The organism is Aeromicrobium piscarium, assembly GCF_007421815.1.
In the GTDB taxonomy this organism is placed as follows: domain Bacteria; phylum Actinomycetota; class Actinomycetes; order Propionibacteriales; family Nocardioidaceae; genus Aeromicrobium; species Aeromicrobium piscarium.
The window spans coordinates 1-20,223 of record NZ_VLNT01000010.1; the positions used below are offsets into that span (position 1 = coordinate 1).

At 67.6% G+C, this 20,223-nt stretch carries 20 protein-coding genes; 11 read left to right on the forward strand and 9 right to left on the reverse strand.

Annotated elements, in window-relative coordinates:
• Positions 1 to 505: 505 nt before the first annotated feature.
• Both FNM00_RS12495 and FNM00_RS12500 read right to left on the reverse strand, forming a co-directional pair.
• Positions 506 to 1,351 (reverse strand): DUF3800 domain-containing protein, encoded by an 846-nt coding sequence (locus FNM00_RS12495; protein WP_143913886.1) that lies wholly within the window; start codon positions 1,349 to 1,351, stop codon positions 506 to 508.
• 391 nt (positions 1,352 to 1,742) lie between these two features.
• On the reverse strand, positions 1,743 to 2,678 hold the full coding sequence (locus FNM00_RS12500) for an NADP-dependent oxidoreductase (RefSeq protein WP_185973129.1): 936 nt from the start codon (positions 2,676 to 2,678) through the stop codon (positions 1,743 to 1,745).
• Between the two features lie 92 nt (positions 2,679 to 2,770).
• Here FNM00_RS12500 and FNM00_RS12505 point away from each other — a divergent pair, with 92 nt between their 5' ends.
• A complete protein-coding gene (locus FNM00_RS12505; RefSeq protein WP_143913888.1) occupies positions 2,771 to 3,598 on the forward strand; it encodes a sensor histidine kinase in 828 nt (275 codons plus the stop codon).
• Positions 3,599 to 3,705: 107 nt separating this feature from the next.
• Complete coding sequence (locus tag FNM00_RS12510; RefSeq protein ID WP_143913889.1) at positions 3,706 to 4,008, forward strand: hypothetical protein; 303 nt, start codon at positions 3,706 to 3,708, stop codon at positions 4,006 to 4,008.
• A 2-nt stretch (positions 4,009 to 4,010) separates the two neighbouring features.
• On the opposite strand, the gene FNM00_RS12515 is transcribed toward FNM00_RS12510, so the two are convergent.
• On the reverse strand, positions 4,011 to 4,490 hold the full coding sequence (locus FNM00_RS12515) for a hypothetical protein (protein WP_143913890.1): 480 nt from the start codon (positions 4,488 to 4,490) through the stop codon (positions 4,011 to 4,013).
• Between the two features lie 110 nt (positions 4,491 to 4,600).
• Positions 4,601 to 6,643: a serine hydrolase gene (locus FNM00_RS12520; RefSeq protein ID WP_143913891.1), complete on the reverse strand. Its 2,043-nt coding sequence runs from the start codon at positions 6,641 to 6,643 to the stop codon at positions 4,601 to 4,603.
• Between the two features lie 235 nt (positions 6,644 to 6,878).
• Between FNM00_RS12520 and FNM00_RS12525 the strand changes: the two genes are divergently transcribed.
• From FNM00_RS12525 to FNM00_RS12565, 9 genes are all read left to right on the forward strand, one after another.
• A complete protein-coding gene (locus FNM00_RS12525) occupies positions 6,879 to 8,432 on the forward strand; it encodes a rhodanese-like domain-containing protein (protein WP_143913892.1) in 1,554 nt (517 codons plus the stop codon).
• Complete coding sequence (locus FNM00_RS12530; protein ID WP_143913893.1) at positions 8,429 to 9,289, forward strand: ABC transporter permease; 861 nt, start codon at positions 8,429 to 8,431, stop codon at positions 9,287 to 9,289. The genes FNM00_RS12525 and FNM00_RS12530 overlap by 4 nt, the downstream gene beginning before the upstream one ends.
• Positions 9,279 to 10,028 carry an ABC transporter ATP-binding protein gene (locus tag FNM00_RS12535; RefSeq protein ID WP_143913894.1) on the forward strand — a complete coding sequence of 250 codons (750 nt, stop codon included), beginning with the start codon at positions 9,279 to 9,281 and terminating at the stop codon, positions 10,026 to 10,028. Before FNM00_RS12530 ends, FNM00_RS12535 begins: the two co-directional genes overlap by 11 nt.
• Before the next feature lie 19 nt (positions 10,029 to 10,047).
• Complete coding sequence (locus tag FNM00_RS12540; RefSeq protein ID WP_221933716.1) at positions 10,048 to 10,944, forward strand: ABC transporter substrate-binding protein; 897 nt, start codon at positions 10,048 to 10,050, stop codon at positions 10,942 to 10,944.
• Between the two features lie 128 nt (positions 10,945 to 11,072).
• Positions 11,073 to 12,296 carry an acyl-CoA dehydrogenase family protein gene (locus FNM00_RS12545; protein ID WP_143913895.1) on the forward strand — a complete coding sequence of 408 codons (1,224 nt, stop codon included), beginning with the start codon at positions 11,073 to 11,075 and terminating at the stop codon, positions 12,294 to 12,296.
• Complete coding sequence (locus FNM00_RS12550) at positions 12,293 to 13,633, forward strand: LLM class flavin-dependent oxidoreductase (RefSeq protein ID WP_143913896.1); 1,341 nt, start codon at positions 12,293 to 12,295, stop codon at positions 13,631 to 13,633. Before FNM00_RS12545 ends, FNM00_RS12550 begins: the two co-directional genes overlap by 4 nt.
• Positions 13,634 to 13,731: 98 nt before the next feature.
• On the forward strand, positions 13,732 to 14,985 hold the full coding sequence (locus FNM00_RS12555) for a hypothetical protein (RefSeq protein ID WP_143913897.1): 1,254 nt from the start codon (positions 13,732 to 13,734) through the stop codon (positions 14,983 to 14,985).
• Between the two features lie 32 nt (positions 14,986 to 15,017).
• Complete coding sequence (locus FNM00_RS12560; protein ID WP_143913898.1) at positions 15,018 to 16,292, forward strand: hypothetical protein; 1,275 nt, start codon at positions 15,018 to 15,020, stop codon at positions 16,290 to 16,292.
• Between the two features lie 245 nt (positions 16,293 to 16,537).
• Positions 16,538 to 16,795 carry a hypothetical protein gene (locus tag FNM00_RS12565; protein ID WP_205197801.1) on the forward strand — a complete coding sequence of 86 codons (258 nt, stop codon included), beginning with the start codon at positions 16,538 to 16,540 and terminating at the stop codon, positions 16,793 to 16,795.
• A 63-nt stretch (positions 16,796 to 16,858) separates the two neighbouring features.
• Here FNM00_RS12565 and FNM00_RS12570 read toward each other — a convergent pair whose 3' ends face one another.
• The 5 genes from FNM00_RS12570 to FNM00_RS12585 all read right to left on the reverse strand — a co-directional run bounded on the left by FNM00_RS12570 (position 16,859) and on the right by FNM00_RS12585 (position 20,207).
• The gene (locus FNM00_RS12570) at positions 16,859 to 17,167 is read right to left on the reverse strand and encodes a DUF3618 domain-containing protein (protein WP_143913899.1); all 309 of its coding nucleotides are present in this window, start codon (positions 17,165 to 17,167) and stop codon (positions 16,859 to 16,861) included.
• Positions 17,157 to 17,561 (reverse strand): phage holin family protein, encoded by a 405-nt coding sequence (locus FNM00_RS19025; RefSeq protein ID WP_221933717.1) that lies wholly within the window; start codon positions 17,559 to 17,561, stop codon positions 17,157 to 17,159. Before FNM00_RS19025 ends, FNM00_RS12570 begins: the two co-directional genes overlap by 11 nt.
• A gap of 3 nt (positions 17,562 to 17,564) precedes the next feature.
• Complete coding sequence (locus FNM00_RS12575) at positions 17,565 to 18,674, reverse strand: YihY/virulence factor BrkB family protein (RefSeq protein ID WP_221933718.1); 1,110 nt, start codon at positions 18,672 to 18,674, stop codon at positions 17,565 to 17,567.
• A 241-nt stretch (positions 18,675 to 18,915) separates the two neighbouring features.
• Complete coding sequence (locus FNM00_RS12580; protein ID WP_143913900.1) at positions 18,916 to 19,719, reverse strand: DUF1295 domain-containing protein; 804 nt, start codon at positions 19,717 to 19,719, stop codon at positions 18,916 to 18,918.
• Between the two features lie 2 nt (positions 19,720 to 19,721).
• Complete coding sequence (locus FNM00_RS12585; protein WP_143913901.1) at positions 19,722 to 20,207, reverse strand: pyridoxamine 5'-phosphate oxidase family protein; 486 nt, start codon at positions 20,205 to 20,207, stop codon at positions 19,722 to 19,724.
• Positions 20,208 to 20,223 lie beyond the last annotated feature (16 nt).

Consider the following 20,223-nt stretch of genomic DNA (forward strand, 5'->3'; position numbering starts at 1 on the left):
GACGACTCGAACACCTCCGCGGCTCTGCCCTCGGCTTCAGGAATCTGACCAACTACATCGCTCGGAGCCTGCTCGAGACCGGCGGCTTCAGACCCCAACTACACCCTCGATTCGGATGAGCCGCTTTGTACTGAGGAATGGCATGCGGCTCCCCGGCATTGTCATCGATGCGTCGACGAACCCTAACGGCGTATGGAAGGCCTACAAGGCGGTGTGGCGCGAGAACGACGAGTGGAACTGCGGCAATCTCGACGACAGGGCTGTACTCCCCTGTTCGCATCTCCAGCATGTGAGAGCACCCAACCAGCTCATCTTCGGCCGTCGCTGCTCAACCCACTGATTTGCTGAAACACTGCTGGGAATGCACACGGGCCGATTCGTTTCGTGCCATGGATCTACGCTGCATTCCACCTACACAATCGCGGCCGTTCGCATATGCATGCAGTTGGTGACCGCGGCCTACGCCCGAGACGTCAACGGCAAAGACTGACGCATGCGGTGGGTTCTAGTCGCCGAACCACTTGCGGTCCAGGGTCTTGAAGTAGCCCTTCTTTAGTGCACGTTCCGCACTCGCTTTCGGCGTGGAGAAGAAGTCCCGCTCTGACGAAGAGAGCCCCACCTTCTCGATCTTCTTACGCAACAATGCCATAGTGCAACACAAATCAGCCATCTGGAACAGGCTGTAATCCGAAGGCACGACGTTGCGGACCTCGACGCTCAAATGGGCGTTGAAAACGCTATTGACGAGGTTCGTGATCTCCTTCTGGCCGTTGTCGTAGTAGATGACGATGCGTTCCCACCGCGCGAAAAACTCATACTCGGCGCGGATCCAAGCGCCAAGCTCACGCGACATGGCGCTGACGAGCCGATCGCTGTCGTCGAGCTCCCTCTTGCTGAACACCCAGGAGTGGTAGGTGACGTCACATCTGTGTACGAAATCGACGAGCATTCGAAAGATCGAACGCCGATCAGACAGCCCCATCCAGCGGTACTCCCGCTCTCGACGAATCAGCGGACCAGTGTGGACGGCGTGATCTTGTGGAAGCTTCCGAGCTCTCAGTCCCTCGTGGATCGAGTCGAGGTGCCTTGAGATGTCGTCACTCTGATCGTGCAAGACGAGACTGAGAACGTAGAACGGAGAGTGCTTCTGGAAAGGCCCGAAATCGCCCGACTCATCGATGAAGATGCTGAATTCTCGCAAGACAGGCTTCCCAGAAAAAGCTTCAGGCGGGTATTTACCCGCCTGAAGATGTGTGGCGGGGGTATCCCCGCCTAGAGGGTGGACCATGGCCCTTCGGCCAGCCCAGTGCGACGATCCTAGCACGGCGTTCAGAAGCTCGACAGGCTCCACCAGCTAGCCTCGGCACCCTCCGGCCGTCTCGTGGCGAAGCCATGCCGAGGCTAGCTGGTGGACGCAAAAACGCCGCGGCGCTCGACGGCTTCTGACAGGTCAGATCAGGTCGACGAGGGTGTCGATCTGTCCTGCCGCGGGGACGAAAATTTGGGCGGTCTCCCACAAGCCTTCGGACCCTCGATCAGGACGGCACCGATGCAGCCGAGACGCGCGTCAAGTTCTCGATCCGCGATCCGCGGACGATAGGTGGCCATGGTTCTATTCTAGTGTTTGCATAGAATCGAGACGACCTTTCGCAAGATGCACGTAGCAGGGCACCCCGGCCTCGAGAATCGGCCATGGCCGCATAAGGGCGGGACAGCACCATGTCGGGAGGTGTCGACGAAGCTCAGTCCTCGCTGATGTGGAGGACAACCTTGCCGCCGCCGTGGCCTTCCTGGTTTGCGCGCAACGCGTCACCAGCCTGCTCCAGGCCCTCGAACTCGCGGGTGATGTCGATCTCGACGCGACCCGCGGCCACGAGGTCAACGAGCCACTGCAACTGCCCGCCATCGGGGCGCACCCAGACGATCTCGTCCTCGATACCCGGCACATCGTGCTCCGCGATCGAGGCGTGGCGACCACCCTCGGTCAACAGCGCCCGCGTCACGTCGTAGACACCACCGACGAAATCGGCCACCGCATCGACACCATCAGGCGCGATCTCCCGCACCCGATCCGCGAGGCCGTCGCCGTAAGCGACCGGTGCGACACCGAGCTCACGCAGGCGATCATGGTGGCGCTCCGAAGCCGTCCCGATGACCGTGCTGGCGCCCAGCACCCGAGCGAGCTGCACGCCAATGCGCCCCACACCGCCCGCCGCGTTATGCACGAGCACGACATCGCCCTCACCCACGCCGAGACGATCACGGATCGTCCGCGCCGCGGTCTGGCCGGCGAGCGGAAGGGCCGCCGCCTGCTGCCAGCTCAGCTCGCGCGGCTTCCGCGCGATCGCCCGCACCGGCACAGAGACGAGCTCGGCGAACGTGCCCGCCTGAACCCAGTCCTTGCGCCCATACGCGAGCACATGATCACCGACCGCCACCTCCGGCGTATCAGGACCGACGGCCCGGACGACACCCGCAACATCCCACCCCGGCACCACCGGGAATCGGACCTCCATCAGCGCGTCCAGTCCCCCGGCCATGACCTTCCAGTCCACCGGGTTGATCGACACCGCGCGCACCTCCACGAGGGCCTCGCCCGGCCCCACCCGTGGGTCCGGCAGCTCCCCGGTCTGCAGCACATCGACGTCACCGTACGAGTCATAGAACGCAGCACGCATACCTTTCACAGCGCGTGATCCCGCGCCCGCATTCCCTGGCCGCAACCAGGCGAAAGCCACGTGCTGAGACACCGTCCGCTTACGATGGACGGGTGCCCGCTCTTCCCGCCCTCGGACACGCGAACCTTCGTCTCGGTCCCCACCTGGACGCGCACCGACTCCAGGTCACGGCACAGCGAGCCGGCAGCCTCGACACGGTGACCATCGACCTTTCGGACGCCTCCTTCGTGACGCCCTACGGACTCGTCTTCATCGCCGTCCACGCCGAACACATCTCCCGGGCCGGACGCCGCCCGCTCGTCATCGCACCGCACGATCCCCACGTCGCGCGCTATATCGCCCGGATGAAGCTGGGCGGGGTCATCGAGGGCCTCGGCGGTACCCACGACCTGCCCGCGGTCCGCCACCACGATGTGGGCGACCGGCTCCTCGAGCTCCAGCGAGTCTCCGACTCCGCCCGCACCGATGCGCTGGCCGAGAATGTTCACGACCGGCTTCACCCGGCAGACCGGAGAGCCGCCAGCGCCATGCACCAATCGATCTGCGAGATCGGCCAGAACGTCTTCCAGCACTCCGGCCAGCCACACGGCTACATCGCCGCCCAGTCCTACGACGGCAATCGAGTCAGCTTCGCGATCGGCGACGGCGGAGTCGGCCTACGACGCTCGCTGGAACCCTTCCGCCATTTCACCGACGACCTCGACGTCATCGACGCCGTACTCCACGGCGGTGTCACCTCGACCGGGAAAGCCGGCCGAGGACACGGGATCGCGCACACGCGCGGGCTCATCGCGGCCCGTGGCGGGACCCTCACCGTGCACACCGAAGAAACCGTCCGCACGGTATCCAGCAGTCATCAGACCCTCGCTCGACGCCCGATGTCGGGAACCCTCATCTGCGGAGATATCAACACCCAGTAGATGTCATCGCGCCTGTGGATGAGCCGTACGCACCTCGTACGCCGTGTCATACTGGGGCTATCAGCGCCCCGGCTGGGCGCCCGACCCGACGAGAAAGGGGCCACGACATGACCGTCGAACACACACTCCCCCTGCCTCGCCTCGCCGGCAGCCGCGAGGCGGCCCGCCGCGCCGTCGAGAAGCTCGGCGATATCCGCAACGCCATCGTCATCCTCGACGGGCGCGAACTGCAGTCAGCCGCCGGATCCTACGCCGACGAGACGGTTGAGGCCGTCCTCGTCGACGGCGACGCCGCCGCACTCGTCGTCAAGAACTCCACCGCGGAGTTCGAGCAGTATCTGCGGGAGTCAGTCGCCCACCACGGCATCTCCGCCGATCGCGTCGACTTCCTCGACCTGACGCGTCCCTGACCTCAGGAATCGACCCGCCGGAGCTCGACTCGGATGGTGTCCCGCAGCGCCTCCCATCGCTCACGCTCCTGCACGAGCGTGACCTCCTCGGCTCTCCGCCACGCCAGCCGAGCATCTTTCACCCACCGCTCGCACGCCTCACGCACCGTCGCACAGGCGACACGGTCCGCGACCAAACCGAGCCCGCTGTCCAACTGGTCATAGCGCCGCAGCTGGTCGTCGGTCATGTCACCTTCGCCCACCTCGATCAGCACCTGCCGCAAGGCACCAGCGGCCTCCTGCAACGCGTGCAGGGCCGAGACCTGATACTGCGAACGGCGCGCACGCTTCTCCGCGTAGACCTTGAAGAAGCCAGACACCGCTCCGCCCGCCAGCGCACCGACCAGTCCACCGATCGCGCTGAGAACGACCGGCCACCACACGGTGGTCGAGTCGACGGCGACGCTCCAGGACGACATGCCGGCCAGTCTCGCAGAGAACACGGACGTTCCTCGGCTTTTCCACAGCCGGCAGCCGATCGCCCTGACGGTTCGTGGGAGACATGACGATGCCCACCGGCCCGGGATCCGGTGGGCATCGTCATGTGTTCCTCCTACTGATCGGCCAGCACAGACCTCCGGCGCCAGACGAGCACCCCGCTGCCCGCGAGCGTCAGCAGCACCGCCAGCGCCACGAGGGTCATCGAGTCCTCGGGAGCACCGAGATCCGGCAGATCAGGGCCGCCCGCCACCGGACGATCGGCCCCATCTCGGTCCACCCCACCAGGCGTCTCACCCGTGGGCGGCGGCGTAGGCTCCGGGGTCGGCTCGGGCTCCTGCGGTGCCGTGTCCAGCGCGTAGGCGTACACCGCCGCACCGATCCGCTGGAGATACGGATTGGCCGTGGCCTGGACGTCCCCGCTGAAACCTTCCGCGCCCCGAGAGAACACCGAGAGCGTCATCTCCTGGCCCGGCACCAGCAGCATCCCCACATCGTGGCTCACCACATCGTTCTCCCCCGTCTTGTGCGCCAGCACCTCGGCGGGCACCGTCGCACCGAGCTTGGTCTTCACCTGCTGCGCGAGCATCAGCTCCACGATGTGCTGCGCCGACTCCGCGCTCAGGAACTCCGGCATCGCCTGCTCGCCCGATGCGATGTCGTAGAACAGCACCATCAGCCTGTTCATCCCGCGCGGCGTCAGCCACACATCCCCATCGGGCGGGACCACCGGACCGAACATCTTGCGGCCGAAGTGCAGATCGCGCTGAGCGATACCCGCGTCCTGGGTGAGCGTGTTGATCGCCTCGAAGCCGCCCACCACGTCGACCAGCTTGTTCGTCGCCGTGTTGTCGCTGACCGTCACCATCAGCTCGAGCAAGGTGCCGACGCTGACGTCCTGCGGGAACGGGTTGTCCTTCAACGTCCCCGACCCGCCATACCGCTCGTCCTCGGTGATCGTCACGACGTCATCGAGGGACAGCTGACCGCGCTCCACCTGGTGCATCACCGCGGCCGCCAGCGACATCTTGATCGTGCTCGCGGTCGTGAAGCGGTCCTGCGCCCCGAGGAAGAGCTGACGATCCTCGTAGTAGCCCGAGAGATCCTCGATCGCCACACCGATGTCGATACCGTTCGCCCGCGCCTCATCGATGATCGGCTGGACGACCGCCGCCAGCTCCGGCCAGTTCTCCGGCGTCGGCTGATGTTCCGGCACCAACGGCTCGCGCGTCGCGTCGTACACAATCGACGCCGCACGCTGGACGTAGACATCGACCTGCGGGCGCTCGATCACAACGGGGTCGAAGGACGTGGTCACCGTCAACGCCACCTCGCGGCCGGGTACCAGGATCAACCCCGAGTCGTGCGACACATCGACCAACTCACCCGTCTTGTTCGCCAGCACCTCGCGCGGTATCACCGCACCGAACTTCGTGTCGACCAGCTGACCCTTCATCAACGAGATGATGTGTTCGCTCGACTCCGGGCTCAGCACCTCGTGCTCGTAGAGCATCCGCACCAGCTCGTTCACCTCACCGCTGGTGATCCAGTTCTCCTGCAACGGCGGCGACGCCGGATGGATCATCTTGCGCCCCAGCCACAGGTGCTCGAAGCCCAACCCCTCGATGTACTCATTCACCCCGTCGAACCCGCCCGCACGGTCGATCAGCACATTGGTCGCCGTGTTGTCCGAGACCTGCACCATCAGCTCCATGAGCTCGGCGATGGTGATGTCCAGCGGGAACTCGCGATCGCGCAGCGTCCCCGACCCGCCGACGATATTGCTGCTGCCCGCTTCGATGGTGACGACCTCGTCGAGGCTCAACCGGCCCTGGTCGGCCTCGTCCATCAGCGCCGCCAACAGCGGCAGCTTGATGATGCTCGCGGCCTTGACCGGCTCCTGACCGCCGACCTGGAAGGTCGCACCCGAGAACACGCCGCTCAGGTCCGTGACGGTCGCGCTGAGGTCGACCCCCGCCTCAGCGGCCTCGGCGGACAGATGGTCGAGGCTCGCACTCATGTCGTGCCAGGCCTCGTCGGCAGTCGACTGCGCCGATGCCGGCACAGCGGCGATCAGCGGAAGCGCCACCAACCCGGCGACCGCCGCGGCGACGCGAGCGCGGACCCTCCCGGACCGCACTGGAGATGAAGTTGTCATCGGAACCTCTCGTCAGAGCGCCACTCCCTCCGCGGCGCGTCCTGACGAGGCTATGGACACCATGCTTCGTCCCGATGACGACGAGTTCTCACTCGCGTGACGAGATGCGACGACCCGAGCGCAGTACATCAATCACCGCCCCGCGCTGTTCTCGCTCACATGATGAGCAGCCGTTTTCGACCCAGGACGCCTCGGTAATTTCACGGCTCTCACGTCGTCAACAGATCGAGGCCCCATGTCCAGCATCATCACCGCCGCACAGCTGCGCGAGCTGCTCGACACCGACAGCGAGATCGCGGTGCTCGACCTGCGTACCCCGCAGGAGCGCACCACCGGCCACATCGCCCGCAGCAGCGGAGTCCCGCTCCACGACCTCGAACAGCGCATCACGCGCCTGGTGCCGCGGAGGCACACCCCGATCGTCCTGGCCTCGACCCGTGTCCTCGACGAGCGCGGCGCCGCGATCCTCGGCGATCTCGGCTACACCGATGTCCGCCTCCTCCCGAACGGAGTCGACTCCTGGACCGAGGCGGGACAGCGTCTCTACACCGGCACCAATGTGCTCAGCAAGACCCTCGGCGAGTGGATCGAGGAGACCTTCGGCACCTCCACCGTCGACCCTCAGACCGTGCAGGACTGGCGCGAGGAGGGACGGGATGTCATCGTCCTCGACAGCCGTCCGCACGCCGAGTACGTCCACCACCACATCCCCGGTGCCTATGACACCGGCGGCGGCGCCGAGCTCGCCTACCGCGGCCTCGACACCGTCCCGGACCCGGACACGACCATCGTCGTCAACTGCGCCGGCCGCACGCGCGGCATCGTCGGCGCGCAGTCGCTCGTCAACACCGGCATCACCAACCCCGTCTACTCGCTGCAGAACGGCACTCCCGCCTGGGAATGGGCCGGGTTGGAGATCGTCCGGGGCGAGGAGAAGTCCCTCAACGCACCCGTCCACGTCGAGCGCCACCTGCTGCGCTGGGCTGCCGACACCCTCGCTGAGGCCGAGGCCGAGGTCCTCGACTCCAACCAGGTGGACGCCTGGCTTCGCGACACCGCCCACACGACCTATGTCATCGACATTCGCAGCCCCGAGGAGTACGCCGCCGGCCACCTTCCCGGAAGCCACCACGTCCAGGGCGGACAGCTCATCCAGACCAGCGACGAGCACCTCGCCGTGCAGCAGTCGCGCGTCGTGCTCATCGACACCGAGGACCATGTCCGCGGCGCGAGCACCGTCCAGTGGCTGCGCTACCTCCACCGCGGCCCGCTCGCCGTCCACACCTACACCCCCAGCGGCCTCACGATCGAGTCCTCCGACATCCCCGTGCCCGCTGTCTCCACGATCAGCGGCGTCGAGCTGGCCGAGCTCGTCGGCACCGCCACGGTCGTCGATCTGCGGTCATCGAACGCGTACCGACGCGCTCACGTACCCGGCTCGATCCACGCCCGGCGCGAACACCTCGAGAGCATCGCCGACGGCGCCACCCCTCCTCTCATCCTCGTCGGAGACTCGAGCTATCTCCCGCACTTCGCGGCCGCCGAGCTGACAGCGCCCGCTGCCGTGCTCGACGGCGGCATCGACGCCTACCCCGGGGAGCTCACCGCCGAACGTCCCGTCCATGCCGGCGACATCGTCGACCAGACCGGGCCACCGCCCTTCGGCCCCGAACGCGATGCCTTCTACCGCGCCTACTTCGAATGGGAGTACAGCCTCGTCCCGAGCTCCGAGGGCGACCCCGACTTCGGCTTCGACCGCATCGCCACCCGCACGAGGCTCCTGCGATGAGTACCACCATCGCACCCGCACGCGACGACCTCGCCACCATCACGCGGCGCTACGCCTCCACCGACGACACCGCTCGGACCACGCGTACCCCCAGCCGGTGGCGCCAGCTGGCCCTGCGTGCCGCCGCGCCCCTCCTCGTCCTCGTCCTCTGGCAGATCGGCAGCTCCCGTGGTTGGATCTCGCCGGTCATCCTCCCGAGCCCCGCGACGATCCTCGCCGCCTACCGGGAGCTGTGGTCGACGGGGGACCTGCAGGCCGCACTCCCGATCTCGCTTCAGCGAGCCGGCCTCGGACTGCTCGTCGGAGGCCTCGCCGGACTCGTCCTCGGGGTGATCGCCGGCCTGTCGGTCACCGCCGAACGCATCTACGACGCGCCCCTGCAGATGATCCGCACCATCCCGTTCATCGCGCTCGTGCCGCTGTTCGTCGTCTGGTTCGGCATCGGCGAGGACTCGAAGGTCGCCCTCATCATCGGCGCGTCGATCTTCCCGGTCTACCTGAACACCTACCACGGGATCCGGGGCATCGACCGCAAACTCCTCGAGGTCGCCCGCAGCTTCGAGATGTCGCGCTGGCAGACCGTCCGGCTCATCGTGGTGCCCCAGTCGCTGCCCAGCATCCTCGTGGGCTGGCGCTACGCCGCCGGCGCAGCGCTCCTGGCCCTCGTCGCCGCCGAGCAGATCAACTCCCGCGCCGGCATCGGCTACATCCTCAACACGGCCAACCAGTTCCAGCGCACCGACATCATCCTCGCCGGAATCCTCGTCTACGCCGCACTCGGCCTCCTCGTCGACGCCGTCATGCGGGGCATCGAACACCTGCTCTTGCCCTGGAGGGCCACCCACGATGGCAGCTGACCTGATCACCCCTCCAGCGCCCCAGGTCGTCGCTCTGCGCGGACTCTCCAAGAGCTACGGCGACCAGGTCATCCTCGATGCGATCGACCTGACCGTCGAACGAGGCGAGTTCGTCGCGCTCCTCGGACCGTCGGGCACCGGCAAGACCACGCTGCTGCGCATCCTCGGCCGCCTCGAGGACGCCACCTCCGGCGAGGCGACCATCGCGCAGCGCACCTCCGTCGTGTTCCAGGAGCCGCGCCTCATCCAAGCGCAGAAGGTCTGGCGCAATGTCGTCCTCACCGACGGCCGCGGCACAGCCAGCAAGGCCCGCGCGGTCGCCGCCCTCGACGAGGTCGGCCTCGCGCCGAAGGCCGACGCCTGGCCCAAAGTCCTGTCCGGCGGGGAGGCACAGCGCGTCGGACTCGCCCGCGCGCTCTACCGTTCGCCCGACCTCCTGCTCCTCGACGAACCCTTCGGGGCTCTGGATGCCTTCACCCGGCGCACGGCACACGACCTCGTCCTGCGGCTCTGGAACGACCACCGGCCGGGAGTCCTCCTCGTCACCCACGACGTCGAGGAGTCCATCCTGCTGGCCGACCGTGTGCTGATCCTGGGCGACGGCCACGTCCAGGCCGATATCCCCGTCGAGCTGGAACGTCCCCGCGACACCACCTCCGCGGCATTCAACGCCACTAAACGACTCGTGCTCCACCACCTCGGACACGTCTCGGCCCGCCCTCACACCACCAGCCCCTGACCCCCCGACCGGAAGAACCATGAAGAAGACCCTCCTCGCCCTGACCGCTGCCCTCCTGACCCTCGCGACCGCCGCTTGCGCCTCCGGCGAGGGCGATGACGAGCGCACCACCCTGGTGATCTCCTATCAGGACTCCGCCTTCCCCGCGCTGATCGAAGCCTCCGGTCTCCTCGACGGCGCCGACTTCGACATCGAGTGGGCGAATCTCTCCGGACCGGCCAGCAACCTGCAGGCCCTCTACTCCGGAGCCATCGACCTCGGCCACATGGGCGACACCTCGCTCACCATCGAACAGGCCAATTCCGACACCGAATGGACCGAGGAGAACGCTCCCCTGCGGATCGTCGCCGGCTGGCGCAGCGCCCGCGACGACGAGCACTCGCCCCTCGTGACCGCGGTGCGCACCTCATCGGGGATCGACGACATCGCCGAGGCCCGCGGACACGCCTGGGCGTACAACTTCGGCGGCTACAACCACGCGCAGTACCTCATCTCGCTCGTCCAGGCTGGACTGAGCGAGGACGACATCGAACCCACCCAGTTCGCCGACGGCGCCTCCTCCGCCGCCGCCTTCAACAACGGAGAGGTCGACGTGTACTCCGGAGCCCAGGGCGCCATCCTCAGCTCGCTGAACTCCGGCGACGCCAGGATCCTCCTGCGCGACAGCGACACGGACATCCCGGCGCTCAATGTCTGGACCGCCCGCAGCGATGTCCTCGACGACCCCGCCAAGGACGCCGCCCTCCAGGACTTCTTCGAGCGGCTCTCCGGCTACTTCGACTGGCATGCCGAGCATCCCGACGAGGTCAAGGAGATCCTCAAGAGCTCGCTCAAGCTCGATGACGAGCGCACCGAGTTCGAGTACATCGTGCGCGGGGGAGCCTTCCAGACCTTCCACGACGACCTCCTCGCGTAGGAGCAGGCCGTCGCCCAGAGCCTCTACGACGGCGGCGCCATCGAGCGCCTTCCCGAGGTCAGCATCTCCTTCGACGGCCGGTACAACGAGGCGCAGGGTGCCGTCGAGAGCGCCGCAGAGGGACGCTGATGACGGCCACCCTCACGACATCCTCGGACTTCCTGGGACGACTCGATGCGATCGTGGACGATCTCCGGGAGACCGCCGGCCATCGCGATCGGCACCGGCAGTACGCACGTGAGGAGATCGACCGCCTCCGCGAGATCGGGTTCTGGCGCCTGACGGTCCCCGTCGAGCACGGCGGGCACGGCCTCGACGCCACGACCCTCGTCGAGGCCGTGCTGCGCCTCGCCGCCGCCGACGCCAGCCTCGGCCAGATCCCGCAGAACCACTTCATGACCGTCGAGCGCCTCCGCCTGAGCGCCCCCCGCGCTCAGCGCGAGCACTGGCTCGACGTCCTCGGACGCGGCGCGCTGTTCGGCAACGCCGCCGCCGAGCCCGGGGAACGACCGCCCGGCGCCTCCGCCACCTCGGTGACGCCGGCCGCCGCTGGTTGGTCACTCACTGGCAGCAAGGTCTACAGCACCGGCGCCCTGCTCGCGGACTACGTCGCCGTACAGGCACGCGATCTCGACGATGTCGTCATCACCGTGCTGGTGCCGGCATCGGCCGACGGCGTCACCATCGACGACGACTGGGACGCCCTCGGCCAGCGCACGACCGCCTCCGGACGCTCGTACTACCGCCAGGTTCCGATCGCCGAACACGATGTCATCGTCCACACCGCCGACCCGGTCGCCACCTACCGCATCAGCGCCCTCGGCCAGCTGCTGCACGCCGCCATCGACGCCGGGATCGCCAGCGGCGCGCTCGACGAGAGCATCGACCTCGCCCGTCGCGTCCACGCCGGCCGGGGAAGCGGCGCCGCCACCTTCACCGAGGACACCCTCGGACTCGACCTCGTCGGCGAACTGCATCTCGCGACGCTCACCGCACGGCGCCTCGTCGAATCGGCCGCCGCCCAGGTGAGCGCGCTCGACGACACGTCCACGCTGTCCGAGACCGCCGCCGCCTTCCACGAGGTCGTCGCCGCGAAGGTGGCGAGCACCCGCGCCGCACTACGCGTGACCAACGGACTCTTCGAGGTCGGTGGATCGAGCTCCACCCGCCCCGACCTCGGACTGGACCGCTACTGGCGCGACGCCCGCACGCACACCCTGCACGACGCGGTGTGCTGGAAGCCGTACACGCTCGGGCGGTGGGTCGTCACCGGCGACCTGGCCGACCCGTGGAGCATCGCCCACCCCTTCGCCCCGACGCCCACAGCGCACGAAACGAGTCCCCTCCCATGAGTGACACGCCCCCTCGTCAGCTCCACCTCAATGTCAACGTCAACAACTCCGGGCGCCACCCGGCCGCCTGGCGGGTGCAACCCGATCCCCTCGGGTTCCTCGACCTCGGGTACTACGAGACCATCGGCCGGCTGGCCGAACGCGGCAAGCTGGACGCCGTCTTCTTCTCCGACGGCTTCGACTACGGACAGCCCTCCGTGTCGCGCCCCTGGCAGTCGCTCGACCCGCTCGTGCCACTGACCGCCATCGCCCGTGTCACCGAGCATGTGGGCCTCGTCGCCACCCAGTCGTCAAGCTTCGAGCACGCCTTCAACATCGCGCGAGCCACCGCCTCGCTGGACTTCATCTCCGGGGGCCGGGCCGCCTGGAATGTCGTCGCCACCCGCAATACCGCCGCGGCAGGGTTGTTCGGACTCGATGAACTGCCCACCCACGACGATCGCTATGAACGCGCGGAGGAGACGGTACGAGCCGTGATCGGGCTCTGGGAGTCGTGGGAGGCCGACGCCCTCATCGCCGATCAGAGCACCGGCGAGTTCGCCGACCCCACACGTATCCATCCCATCGAGTTCAGCGGGCGCCACGTACGGGTCCGCGGCGCCCTCAACGTCCCCCGCTCTCCGCAGGGACGCCCCGTCCTGCTCCAGGCCGGCGGGTCACCGCAGGGCACCGCCCTGGCCAGCCGCTACGCCGAGGCCGTCTTCTCCGTCAGCCACACCATCGAGGGCGGACGAGAGTTCTACGCCGATGTCAAGGCGCAGGCGGTCGCGTGGGGCCGTCGTCCCGAGGACATCGTCATCCTCCCGGGGCTCTTTCCCGTCCTCGGCGGCACCGAGCGCGAGGCCCGCGAACGAAAGCGCTGGCTGGACGAGACCTCGGGCCTCGACAACGAACTCGCCGCTCTCGCCGGCACCCTGGGCCTCCAGGTCGAAGACCTCCCCCTCGACGAGACCCTCCCCTGGGATCTCCTCGAGAAGGCCTCGGCACCGAGCCAGGGCTTCGCCCAGGCCATCCTCGATCTCGCCCACCAAGAACGGCTCACCGTTCGCGAACTGCTCGACAAGAACCCCAACGGCCATCGCAGCTTCGTCGGCACACCCGAGCAGGTCGCCGACACCATCGAGCTGTGGTTCCGGGAGCGCGCCGCCGATGGTTTCAACCTCAACGTCGACTACTTCCCTGACGGGCTCGAGAGCATCGTCGACCATCTCGTCCCCGAGCTGCAGCGGCGCGGCATCTTCCGCACGGACTACACGGCATCGACCCTGCGCGGGAATCTCGGCCTTCCCGTGCCCCGGCCACTCGCCGACGCGACGGCAAGCCCCGCCGGGTCCTAGCTTCTACCGTCGTCGAGCACCCTCCTGTCAGTGCCTACCGGTGCAGCCGGCACAAAGATGATGAGATAGGAGCATCACAAGCGGACGATGGGGCGTAGATGAGCGACGAATCGGTGGGATCTACCCGCCTCCGGGACTGGCGGCTCTGGGTAATCATCGGTGCAGTCGTCGCGTTACTCGCCGCCATCGCCGTCGTCGCAGCCTTGAGCGGAGACGATGGCTCCGACAGCGCCGACGGCGACAGCGACGGCCGCCGGGTCACAGACGTGAAGTACACCGATGCCGACTGGCCGGCCACCGGCAGCCTCGTCGACGATGCCGACTTCATCGAGGACGCCGCGGCCCAGCTGGACACCGACACCACTCCGATCCTGCTCTGGGCCGGCACAGGAACCATGGGGACGCTCGACATCAGTGAGTACGCCGCCTTCGCCGTCCCCGTGAACTCCCTGGACACGTCCCATCGGCTGGCTCGGCTCTACGTCGTCGGCATCGGCGACGACATCGACTCCCCCTACATCAAGTCCGGCCTCGCGCCCCTCGACAATCTCGTCATCGCGCTCCCCCTGGACGAGGCCGAGGGGAACGACCACTCCGGCGTCTGGCTGGCGCGCGAGGATGTCGTCTCCGCCGCACCGCTCGACAGCGAGAGCGATGAGGAGCTGACGATCGATGACCGATTCATCGGCGGAGGGGGCGGCCGTGGGCTCGAACTGAAGACCGATTCCGGCGTGTTCTACACCGATCCCAAGCTCGACTCGCCACTCCCCGCCGACCCCTGGGACCGCGAGGTCGTGATCGATTTCTTCGGCAAGCTCGAGTTCGACGGCCCGTGGGTCACAGCGATCGGCGAACCCTCCGAGGTCGAGTTCGCGGAGGGGACCGGCATCGTCGCACCGATCGCCGAACAGAACCTCAGCGATCTCGCTGAGGAGGAGGACGGCGCGATCCGCTGGTCGGCATTCATCCAGCTCCCCGCCGCCATGGTCGACACAGCCACCTCCCCCACCATCCGTGCACCTGCGGCAGCCGACACCCAGCACCCCGACGCCCTCGCCACCGGCTACCCGTACGCGGTCGCGCTGACCGACCGACGCATCGGCGAACCCGCGCTCGTCATCACTCCCGGCATCACCACTCGGAATCCCCGCGACTCCGGACGAGGCCTCGGCACCCTGTCACCCCTGGTAGCCAGCGCCCGCACCGAGCCCGAACTGCCTGTCATCGCTGCTCCCAGCGAGGGGAAGCCCGCCCAGATCCTCGGTTTCGACGCCTCCCCTGTCGTGGTGATCTGGTACGACGAAGGAGGCGCGCCGCTCTGGTCCACCGTCGTCAGAGCCCCGGAGGAGTGACCCGCGATGACGGCCTCAGAAGAAGGGAACGCATGACCGGCGCACCGATGAGTGACCAGCAGACCCACCCGCCTGGCCACCGCGACTGGCGGCTGTGGGCGGTGCTCGGGGTCACCGCCGTGCTGCTGACCGGAGGGCTGATCGCCTGGGCCGTCAGCGAAGGCGTCCTCTTCGGCGACGAGGACACTCCCCACCTCGTGGACGACTACTCCGGCTGGACCGCGACGGGCACGCTCGCGGACGACACCGATCTCATCGAGGATGCCGCTGAGAAGCTGGACAGCGAGAGGACCCCCGTACTGCTCTGGGCCGGAGAGGGCCGCAACGGTGTCAACGAAGTCACCGATTTCGTCGCCTTCGCGGTGTCGGTGGACGATCCGCAGCTCGCCCGCGGAATCGTGCGCGTCGTCCTCGTGAACATGGGCGACTCGCCCACCTCTCCGGCGATCTCCGCCAGCTCCGGCTCGCTCGACAATGTCGTCATCAGGCTGCCCCTGGACGAGGCCGACGGAACCGAGGAGAACAACATCTACCTGACCCGTGAGGACGTCCGATCCCTCACCACGCTCGACGGAGACGAGGTCACCGTCGACGATCGCCTCGCCGGATCCTCCGACAGCCGTTTCGAGATCCGCAGCGATGACGGGATCGGCTACACCTCGGACCGGCTGGCCACACCGCTCTACCGCGACGCGTGGGATGCCGAGATCGCGACCGTCGCCATGCAAGACACCCCTCACAAGGGCGGCTGGATCACCACCTTGGGCGAGCCCACGAGCGTGGAGTTCGACGAAGGCACCGGTGTCGTCGTGCCTCTGGTCGAACAGCGCGTGCGAGGCCTCACTCCCGGTACAGAGGATGTGGACGATCTCCCCGAGAATGTCGAGGTCACCAGCCGCTGGGCGGCCCTCGTCCAGGTCCCCGATGCGATGGTCGACTCAGCCACCTCGCCCACCGTTCGCTCCCCCTACGTGCCGACGAATCAGAACGTCGACGCGCTCACCGTCGGCTACCCCTATGCCGTGCCCGTGACCGACGACCGTCTGGGCGGAAGCGTGCTCATCACCACCGAAGGTCTGGCCCCGCTCGGGGGCACGGGTGGGGCCGTCCCCGATCCCGCCTACGGGACCTTCAACGCCGAACTGTCGAGCGTGCGGACCGAGCCCGATCTCCCCGCCATCGCCAGCGCGGAATCGGGCGTCACCTCGGTGCTCCGCTTCGACGCGAGGACCGCTCTGGTGGCCTGGTATGCCGAGGACGGCTCCCCCGCCTGGTCCACTATCGTCCGTCCAACAGAGGACGACTAGATATCGATCGACCGGACTGACCCGGTACCGCACCATCCGCGTGAACGACGCCGAGGTCTACGAGACCCACCGCGACCAAGTGACTCCAGGCATCGGCGCTGGACTACTGCTGGATCACACGGTCAGACGCGACGGACTCTTCGTCAACGGGCCGCCGCAAGCTGTCCGCCGGGTTGCCTGTGGACAACATCCGCGGATCCCTCGGATCTCTGGAAAGGTGGTCGGGGAGATGCCAGGATGGGAAGGTGATCGAGTTGAACGAACCGCAGGTGTGGACGCTGATCGGCGTCTTCGCTGCCGCTCTGTTCGGCATGCTCACGCTGATGTCAACGATGTTCGCGCGGCTCCTCAACGCCCGTTTCGACAGTCTGCAAGCGCAGCTGGAGGCCCAGATCGGCGGTCTACGCGGCGAGATGAACGCTCGCTTCGCGAAAGTCGAGTCCCAGATCAACCACCTCGACCGGGATGTGCAGGCGCTGGCCAAGCGAGTCTTCCCGGACTAAGCCGCCCGCTACCGCCCGCGAAGGTCCCACCCGCCATCTCGGATGGGACCTTCGCCAGTGCGCTCAGCGCGAACGGCGTCGGATCAGCACCACGACCACGACGGCCACCAGAGCCACCACCGCGCCCGCACCCGCGAGCACCTTGGGGTCGGGTCTCCCGTCGTCCGTCGTCCCGGCGTCCTTGGCATGTTCGGCGAACGATGTGGCCTTCGCCTTGGCCTCCTCTGCCTTGCGCTTCGCCTGGGCCTTCACGTTCAACCGGTCGGTCAACGCGTCGACGGTGTCGCCGAGATCCTCTCGTGTGCGCTCGATATCGGCCTCGATATCGTCCACGCTCGCGCCCTGCTCCGGTTCGGGATGCTCACTTGTCATGGTGCGTCGCCTCCTTGATCTCCTCGATGTCGTCCTTGACCGTCTCGACGGTGCGCTCCGGCGTCGGCGCGGCCTGCTGGATCTCCTTCTTGCCGACCAGGGCCGCCACTCCCGCGGCAACGAACAGCACCGCGGCGACGACCAATGCCGCGGCCCACGCCGGGAGGACCAGGGCGAGCGCGAGCACTGCCGCGGCGATCAACGTGCCCAGTCCGAACAGCGCCAGCAGACCGCCTGCCCCGAACAGGCCCGCGCCGATCCCGCCGTGCTTGGCCTTCTGTGACATCTCGGCCTGCGCCAGCCGCAGCTCGTCACGCACCAGTCGAGAGGTCTGCTCCGACAGCCGGGTGACCAGCTCCCCGGTCGACATCTCCTGTGGTCTCTCGTCGCTCATCGCTCATCGCTCCTTCGTCGTCGAGGATTCGTCATGGTCGTCTGTGTGCGCCCGGTCGTCTGCGCCGGTCCGCTGCTGCGCCTGCCGCCGCAGCCGACGGCCGCGCACGCGATCCTTCTCGTCCTTCTTCTGGGCCTTCTCGATCTGCCGCGTATCGCGCGGCGGCAGTTGGATGCTCTCCTCGGCGGCGATCCCGGCCTGCAGCTCCCGTCCGCGCTCCACCTCGGCGTCGAACTCCGCCCCGAACAGCAGCGCCAGATTGGTGATCCACAGCCACAGCAGGAAGACGATGACGCCGCCGAGCGAGCCGTAGGTGCTGTTGTAGTTCGAGAAGTTCAGGACATAGAGGGCGAAGCCCGCCGAAGCGATGATCCAGGCGATGATCGCCAGGACCGCCCCGATGCTGAGCCAGCGGAACTTCGGCTGCCGGACATTCGGCGTGGAGTGATAGAGGAGCGCCACGATCACCACGACGATCGCGAGCAGGACCGGCCACTTGGCGATATTCCAGGCCATGACCGCTCCGCTTCCGAAACCGACCGCCGATCCCACCGAGCTGGCCACCGGCCCCGACAACGCGAGAAGGAGCCCCGCGATGCCGGTCAGCAGCACGATCACCACCGTGATCACGATCATCCAGGGACGCAGCTTCCAGATCGGCCGACCCTCATCGACCTCGTAGATCCGGTTCATCGCGCGGCCGAAGGCGCCGACATAGCCCGACGCCGTCCAGAGGGCGCCGAGGACACCGGTGACCAACGCGAGGCCTGCGGTCGGAGCATTGGCGAGGGTCTCGATCGGCCCGCGCAGTGTGTCGACGGTCGAGCTCGGCAGCAGATCGGCCAGCACGTCGAGCACCGCGTCGGTCGTCCGGTCGGCCTGGCCGACCACGCCGAGCAGGGAGACCACCGCGAGCAGCGCCGGGAACAGTGACAACGTCGCGTAGTAGGTGAGGGCGGCAGCGAGATCGAGGCACTGGTCCTTCGTGAACTCGCGCGCGGTCTTGCGGACGATATAGAACCACGAGGGTTTGGTCAGGTCCGTCGGGTCATCCGGCTTGCGCGGATCCTCCGGCGGCGGACCTCCATGGACATGACTATCTGCCGAACTCACACGATCCCCCACGTCGATATCGAACGGCCACTGCTCGACCTGACTTCACCATAGATCGCCTGGCGCCGCGCCGCGCGACGAACGAGAGGCCCCGCGTCGCAGCCGCGACGGGCACGCACCACGACCGGCCTCACGGCGGACGCTGCGGGACATCCACGCCGGCGGCCGCGTGGACCTCTGGGCCTGACCCCTCGTGTCCGTATGTCGCTTATTAAGTGACATACGGACACCGCGGTCGTCGCTACCTCGACTGGCTGCTGCGCGGGAGAGGGAAGAAGAACGGCACGCGACGCTGGTAGTCGCGGTAGCCGGGACGGTCTTCCATGCGCTTCTCGGTGCGCTTGGCGCCGGTGGCGTACATCAGGAAGTACGACATCGCCGCGGGCGCGGGCCACGTCCATCCGGCGGGCGCCGAGGCCGAGGCGGTCAGCCAGGCGCCGTCCCACACGATCGAGTCGCCGAGATAGTTGGGATGGCGGGAGATTCCCCACAGGCCCGTGTCGAGCACCTCGGGCTTGTCCTCGTCGTCGCGGGCCTTGTACGCGTCCTTCTGCCGGTCGGCGATCGTCTCGACCACCAGTCCGCCCACCATCACAGCGACACCCAGAGGGAACGCCAGCCGGCGGGCCGACCGCGGCAGCGTGCTCGCCGCCGCCACCTGAAGCGGCGCGGAGACGAGCAACTGCGCGAGGCCCTGCGTGACGAAGACCTTGCCGACCACTGCCGGCGTGGAGTCGCCCTCGAGGTATTCGGTGTAGCGAGGATCCTCCTCGTCGCTTCCCCGCAGGCGACCGACCATCAGCGACGACAACCGTGCCGCCCAGGCGCTCGTGACCGCCGCCAGCGTCCACCTGCGCCACGGGTTGCCGTTGCCGCTGAGTGCACTGGTGACAGCCACGGCCGCCAGGCCCGGCCCCCACGCCGCGTCGGCGTAGTCCCGGCGTCCCCGGCGAAGCGCCGCCACTGCCGTCGCCCCCTGCACGACTGCCACCGCGAGCCCGGCGCGACGCGAGACCCGTCCCAGATTCGACCTGTCGAGGGCCATGATCAGTCGTTCGGCTCGACGACACCGTGCCGGGCATCGTAGGTGTCACCGGTGAGCTTGGTCTTGACCAGGCTGATGACCGAAGCGACCTTGCCGCCCGGCGTGTCCCAGTACTCCGCGCGATCGACGGTCACCCGCAGCAGCGTCGAGTTCTCTCCCTCCGGCCCCTCGGGCAGCCAGGCCTCGGCGAACGTCGTCCACAGCTCGCGCAGCTTGTCGACATCGTCGACCACCTCGGCACGCCCCGTCAGCGATACCCAGGTGTCGGACGAGCTGAAGGACAAGGACACGTGCGGCCGAGCCCGCACGTCCTGGGTGTGCTCGGTGTCGCGAGCGGTGATGAACCACAGCAGCTGCGGATCCAGGTCGGTCTCCTGGCGCGCCATCGGCACGCTCCGCATCGAACCTTCGTCCGTGATCGTCGTGAACATGCAGATCGGCAGGCCGTCGAGCAGTTCGTCGACGGTCCTCTCGTCGTTCTCACTCATGCTGTCGCCTCTCCTC